Annotated in this window: 9 protein-coding genes and 2 pseudogenes; all 11 read left to right on the forward strand. The window is 69.4% G+C overall.

Features of this window, described 5'->3' with window-relative positions:
* Positions 1 to 326, forward strand: a pseudogene (locus tag U743_RS19590) (hypothetical protein); the annotation flags it as partial.
* Positions 293 to 670: an MMPL family transporter gene (locus U743_RS19595; RefSeq protein WP_232226852.1), complete on the forward strand. Its 378-nt coding sequence runs from the start codon at positions 293 to 295 to the stop codon at positions 668 to 670. The pseudogene U743_RS19590 and the gene U743_RS19595, both read left to right, overlap by 34 nt.
* On the forward strand, positions 664 to 912 hold the full coding sequence (locus tag U743_RS19375) for a LolA-like protein (protein WP_052368471.1): 249 nt from the start codon (positions 664 to 666) through the stop codon (positions 910 to 912). Before U743_RS19595 ends, U743_RS19375 begins: the two co-directional genes overlap by 7 nt.
* Positions 840 to 1,322, forward strand: a complete 483-nt coding sequence (locus tag U743_RS19380) for an outer membrane lipoprotein-sorting protein (RefSeq protein WP_232226853.1) — start codon at positions 840 to 842, stop codon at positions 1,320 to 1,322. The genes U743_RS19375 and U743_RS19380 overlap by 73 nt, the downstream gene beginning before the upstream one ends.
* Before the next feature lie 259 nt (positions 1,323 to 1,581).
* The gene (locus U743_RS17760; RefSeq protein ID WP_043772935.1) at positions 1,582 to 1,842 is read left to right on the forward strand and encodes a DUF1302 family protein; all 261 of its coding nucleotides are present in this window, start codon (positions 1,582 to 1,584) and stop codon (positions 1,840 to 1,842) included.
* The gene (locus U743_RS17765) at positions 1,839 to 2,036 is read left to right on the forward strand and encodes a hypothetical protein (RefSeq protein WP_043772938.1); all 198 of its coding nucleotides are present in this window, start codon (positions 1,839 to 1,841) and stop codon (positions 2,034 to 2,036) included. Before U743_RS17760 ends, U743_RS17765 begins: the two co-directional genes overlap by 4 nt.
* A 71-nt stretch (positions 2,037 to 2,107) precedes the next feature.
* Positions 2,108 to 2,617, forward strand: coding sequence for a hypothetical protein (locus U743_RS17770; protein ID WP_043772940.1), 510 nt, complete (start codon positions 2,108 to 2,110; stop codon positions 2,615 to 2,617).
* 485 nt (positions 2,618 to 3,102) lie between these two features.
* Positions 3,103 to 4,113: pseudogene (locus U743_RS19830) on the forward strand (enoyl-CoA hydratase-related protein); the annotation flags it as partial.
* Positions 4,114 to 4,317: 204 nt separating this feature from the next.
* Positions 4,318 to 4,716 (forward strand): GFA family protein, encoded by a 399-nt coding sequence (locus U743_RS19835; protein WP_043767928.1) that lies wholly within the window; start codon positions 4,318 to 4,320, stop codon positions 4,714 to 4,716.
* Positions 4,713 to 4,946 carry a hypothetical protein gene (locus U743_RS17790; protein ID WP_043772946.1) on the forward strand — a complete coding sequence of 78 codons (234 nt, stop codon included), beginning with the start codon at positions 4,713 to 4,715 and terminating at the stop codon, positions 4,944 to 4,946. Before U743_RS19835 ends, U743_RS17790 begins: the two co-directional genes overlap by 4 nt.
* A gap of 29 nt (positions 4,947 to 4,975) precedes the next feature.
* A complete protein-coding gene (locus tag U743_RS17795; RefSeq protein WP_043772948.1) occupies positions 4,976 to 5,170 on the forward strand; it encodes a hypothetical protein in 195 nt (64 codons plus the stop codon).
* The last annotated feature ends 115 nt before the right edge of the window (positions 5,171 to 5,285 follow it).

A 5,285-nucleotide genomic window follows, 5' to 3' on the forward strand; every position in this document is an offset into this window, starting at 1 on the left:
TGGCGCTGGTCTTCCTCGCGTCGGCGCTGTTCTTCCGCTCCGTCTTGCTCGGACTGCTGGCGACGCTGCCGGTGGCCTTCGCGGTGCTGATGGTTTTCGCCGTGATGGGCTACGCCGGCATCTGGCTGGGCATCGGCACCTCCATGTTCGCGGCCATCGCCATCGGCCTGGGCGTGGACTTCGCCATTCACACCCTGGACCGGCTGCGCCACCTGCTCGGCGAGCAGGGCATGGCCTACGGCGACGCCGTCGCCGCCTCTTTCCGACCACCGGCCGCGCGCTGCTCTTCAACCTGCTCGCGCTCGCGCTCGGCTTCGGCGTGCTGATGAGCTCCTCGGTGCCGCCGCTGCAGGACTTCGGCCTGCTGGTGGCCGTCGCCGTCGTCACCAGCTTCGCCGCCAGCCTCACCGCCCTGCCGGCGCTGATTGCGCTCATCGGCCCGCAGCGCCTGTTTCCCACCACTAGCTCGAAGGATGACCCCATGCCCGCCAAGCCCCAGCAACAGGGCGGCTTTGTCCGCCTGCGCCCCCTCGTCGTGCTCGTCGCCATCGCCGTCGCGCGGCGTCGGTACAAGCCCAGGACGCTCTGCCCGACGGCCCGCAGCTCATGTCCACCGTCGACGCACGCGACGAGGGCGTCACCCAGAAGTCACGCATCCACTTTTTGCTGACCGACCGCCAGGGCCGCAGCCGCGAGCAGGAAGCGGTCACCCTGCGTCGCTACGAAGGCGACGACAAGAAGCAGGTGCTGTTCTACCGCGAGCCCAGCAACATTCGCGGCACCGCCTTCCTGACCTACGACTATGCGACCCCGAGCGCGACGACGATCAGTGGCTGTATCTGCCGGCCGCGCGCAAGACGCGCCGCATCTCGGCCTCGGACCGGGGCGACTATTTCCTGGGCACCGACCTGACCTACGAGGACCTCAAGCGCCAGAACAAGGTGTCGCTCAGCGACTGGCGCTTCGAGACGGTCGGTCGCGACGAGGTCGAGGGCACCGCGGTCATCGTCGTCGAAGGCGCTCCGATCAGCGAGCGCGTCGCCGAAGAACTGGGTTACAGCCGCGCGCGCTGGTACGTCGACCCCGAAACCGCGACGATCCGCAAGGCCGAGAACTGGGATCTGCAAGGCAATCGCCTGAAGACCGTGCGCTTCTCCGATATTCGTCAGGTCCAGGACATCTGGACCGTGCACGAGATCACCGTCGACAACCACAAGACCGGCCACAGCACACGGCTGGAGATCTCCGAGGTCGTCTACGGCCTCGACATCGACGACAGCGCCTTCGAGCAGCGCGCGCTATCGCGCGGCCTGCGCTACTGATGCGCGCGCGCCTGCCCTGGCTGTTGCTTGCCCTCGCGCCGGCTGCGGCGGCCGCCGACTGGCGGCTGGGCGGCACGGCGGAACTGGCCACAGCCGTGCAGACCACCAACGGCTATGGCCAGAAGGCCGAGCTCACGCTGCTGCCGGACGTTGAGTGGCGCAGCCCGTGGGGCTTCGACGTCACGGCCGTCGGACGGCTGCGCGCGGACACCATCGACCGGCTCGAGCCCGGCCGCCCCGACCGCGGCAGCTACGATCCTTGGAGCCGGCCGCAGGCGCTGGGGGCAGCGGCGAGCTCGCGCTGCGCGAGCTCTACGCCGATATCTACCTGGGGCCGCTCTACCTGCGCGCCGGCAAGCAGCAGATCGTCTGGGGCAAGGCCGACGGTCTCAAGCTGCTGGACCAGGTCAATCCGCAGAACTTCCGCGAGTTCATCCTGGCGGACTTCGAGCATTCGCGGATTCCGCAATGGTCGCTGCGCGCGAGTTTCCGCTGGGCCCTGTCTGGCAGGCGCAGTTGATCGCGCTTGCCGACGTTTCGGTGGATGCGTTGCCGCCGCCCGACGGCGCCTTCGCCATCACCTCGCCGGAGCTGGTGCCGATGGCGCCGCCCGGCACGAGGGTGCGGCTCCGCCCCGCGGATGCGCCGGAGCATCGCTTCGCCGACGGCGACGCCGCGCCCAGCTGTCGGCCTTTCTCGGCGGCTGGGATCTGACGCTGAATTATCTGTATCACTACGTCGACCGGCCGGCCTTTCAGCGCAGTGCCACCTCTGACGGCGTCGCGGTGACGCCGCGCTACTACCGCACGCACACCCTCGGCGGATCGGCCGCCAATGCCATCGGCGACTTCACGCTGCGCAGCGAGCTCGCCTATGCCACGCGCCGGCGACTCATCGCCGCCGCCCCCCAGGACGCCGACGGCGTCATCGACAGCCGCGAGGCCTCGGCGGTGCTCGGCCTCGACTGGATGGGCCTGACCGACACCATCGTCTCCACAGCTCTTCGCGAGCTGGGTGGATCTCTCCGAGGCGCGGCGACACGCGACCGCGTCGAATGGGATGTCACACAGCTCGTCGAGCGCAGCTTCCGCAACGAGACGCTGACGCTGCGCGGGCAGCTCATCCACGACGTCAACGCCGGCGACGGCCTGCTGCGCGCCAGCCTGAGCTACGACTACCGCGCCGATCTCGTGCTGCGCCTGGGCACGGACCTCTTCTACGGCCGGGCGACCGGTCGCTTCGGCCAGTTCGATCGACGCGACCGCATCACGGCTTCCATCACCCAGGGCTTCTGATCATGACCCGAGCAAGTACCAGCCCCCTTCCCCACCCTGGACGCTGCAGCTGCTGCGCGCGAGCATAGCGGTCGGCGGGCAGATCCCCCAGCCTGACTGCGCGGCGTCTGGCACGCCTCTTCTTCCGGCCCCGGCGTACGCGCAGCACGGCACGTGAGCTGCCCGCCCCGGACCGGGAGCGCACCGCGGCGGCGCCTACCTCCGTCGCTGGGAAAGCGGGCCGCGCAGCGTCATGCTACACGGCTGGGAAGGGCACTACACGCAGTTCGAGGCGCTGATCGCGCCCTGCTGGAAGCCGGCTACACGGTGATCGCCGTGGACCCGCCGGCGCACGGCGACGCCCCTGGCAGCGTATCGCACCCGGGGCGCTTCAGTGACGCGTTGCGCGACGCGGTCGCCGCCGAGGACGCGCCTATGCTGTCATCGGGCATTCGATGGGCGCCGGCGCCGCGCTGCTGGCCGCGAAGGGCGTGCGACTGCCGCGCATGGTGCTCATCGCCTCGCCGGCCAGCTTCGCTACGTCGTCGACGGCTTTCTCGACTTCGTCGGGCTGCAGGGCCGTGGCCGCGAGCGATTCCGCACGCTCGTCGAGCGCGAGGTCGGCCACCCGCTGGACGCCATCGAGGCCGCGAGCTGGCCCCTGCGATGGGCGACACCCCGTCCTGCTCGTCCATGACCGCTTCGACCGGCGTATTCCCTACGAGCACGCCCAGCGCCTGCGCGCCGGCCTGAGCCGCGCGCAGCTGCACGAGACGCGCGGGCTCGGACACCAGCGCCTGCTGGCCGACGCGGGCGTCATCGCGCGCGTACTGGAGTTCCTCGACCAGCACGCGACCAACCCCATCACTGCGCGGCGTCGCCGCGCCAACCGGAGACCAACCATGTCGCAAGCTGAAGTGCATTACAGCACCCGCAATGGCAACGCCTGGATCACGGTCCACAACGAGCGCGCCCGCAACGCGCTGTCGCCGGAGGTCCTGAGCCAGCTCGACGCTCGCCTCGATCAGGCCGCAGCGGACCCACACGCGCGATCCGTCGTGCTCGCCGGCGCCGGCAAGGAGGCCTTCTCGGCGGGCGCGGATATTTCCTACCTGTCGACGGCCTCGCCCGAGGTACGGGCTTACGCGCGTGCGGCCATCTTCCTGACGGAGAAGATCGAGGCGATGGACAAGATCGTCGTCGCCGCCATCAACGGCCACGCCCTCGGTGGTGGCCTGGAAATCGCCGAAGCCTGCACGTTCCGCATCGCGGTAAGGAGTGCGCGCCTCGGCCACCCGGAAGTCCGCATCGGTGCCGTCGCCGGCTTCGGCGGCACCAGCCGCCTGCCGCGGCTCATCGGTCGCGCGCAAGCCACCGAGTTGCTGCTGACCGGCGATACCATCACGGCCGAGAAGGGCCTGGCCCTAGGGCTGGTTCATCGGGTGGTGTCGGCGGACATGCTGAGCGTCGAATGCGAGCACCTGCTGGCGCGCGTCAACGCCGGCGCGCCGCACGCGCTGCGACTGACGCGCGACGCCGTGCGGCGCGGCGTGGAGCTACCGCTCGGCGCCGCGCTGCGACTGGCGCGGATCACTTCGGGCTGGCGGCGAGCGAGGCGGACTTCCGCGAGGGCACGACGGCCTTTCTGGCCAAGCGCCGCCGCGGTGGGCGCACACGCTGGCCGCAGACAACGCAGAGACGGAAAAGGAGGTCATCGCATCATGAGCCTTCGCGGCAGCTGCCTTTGCGGCCGGGTGCGCTTTCGCATCGACGGCCCGCTCTTCGACGTCCTGAACTGCCACTGCAGCATGTGCCGCAAGTACCACGGCGCGGCATTCAAGACGCGCGCACGGGTGCGCGCCGCCGACCTCGGCCTGAGCCAGGGCGCCGAGGCCATCCGCTATTACGAGTCCTCGCCCGGCGAACACAAGGGCTTCTGCGGCACCTGCGGCTCGCCCATCCTCACCCGATTCGACCACGACGCGGACACCTTCAACATCTCTCTAGGCACGCTGGACGACGACCCTGGCGTCACGCCACAACGTCACATCTTTGTTGGCAGCAAGGCGCCGTGGCACAGCATCACCGACGCGCTTCCGCAGCACCAGAGGCTTGAATGACCGTCGCATCAGATATCCGCGAAATCATCTTCAGCGATGGGGTCGCCGCCTTGCTGGGCGGCTCGGGGCTCCCCACCTCCGACATCGCCGATGACCCGCATCGTCTGGTTCGCGATGCAGGGAAGCGAAGCCACGGTGTCATCGCGCTACAGCCGGCCGGCACATCGGCGCTGCTGCGCTCGCTGGCAGTTGCGCCGGCAAGCGCAGAGCCGGCCTCGGTGCCGCACTGATCGCCGCCGCCGAGGAAAAGGCACGGGCGATGGATCTCGATGCGCTATACCTGCTGACGGAAGACTCCGGCCCGTACATGAAGCGGCACGATTTTCAGGACATTGCACGCGAGGCCGTGCCCGACCCCATCCGGCGCCTTCCTCAGTTCGCCGGCATCTGCCCGGCCAGCCCGCTGCATGCGCAAGCAACTGGGTGCGCGTTGCACTGGCGAAATCGGCCTTAGCGCACGCTCACTGGTTGAGAATGTCACGGGGATTTGCGAAGCAATGCGTGGCGCGCAGCGCATCGCTACCGGGAGCGGATCGATCAGGAGCGGCCGGTCGGGTGCGCTTGCCGCC

The organism is Algiphilus aromaticivorans DG1253 (assembly GCF_000733765.1).
Classification (GTDB): domain Bacteria; phylum Pseudomonadota; class Gammaproteobacteria; order Nevskiales; family Nevskiaceae; genus Algiphilus; species Algiphilus aromaticivorans.

What these genes read in the sequence shown, in the direction of transcription:
- U743_RS17790 (WP_043772946.1), top strand. Translation starts at nt 4,713, where the DNA reads ATGACCGTCGCATCAGATATCCGCGAAATCATCTTCAGCGATGGGGTC.
- U743_RS19835 (WP_043767928.1), top strand. Translation starts at nt 4,318, where the DNA reads ATGAGCCTTCGCGGCAGCTGCCTTTGCGGCCGGGTGCGCTTTCGCATC.
- U743_RS17795 (WP_043772948.1), top strand. Translation starts at nt 4,976, where the DNA reads ATGGATCTCGATGCGCTATACCTGCTGACGGAAGACTCCGGCCCGTAC.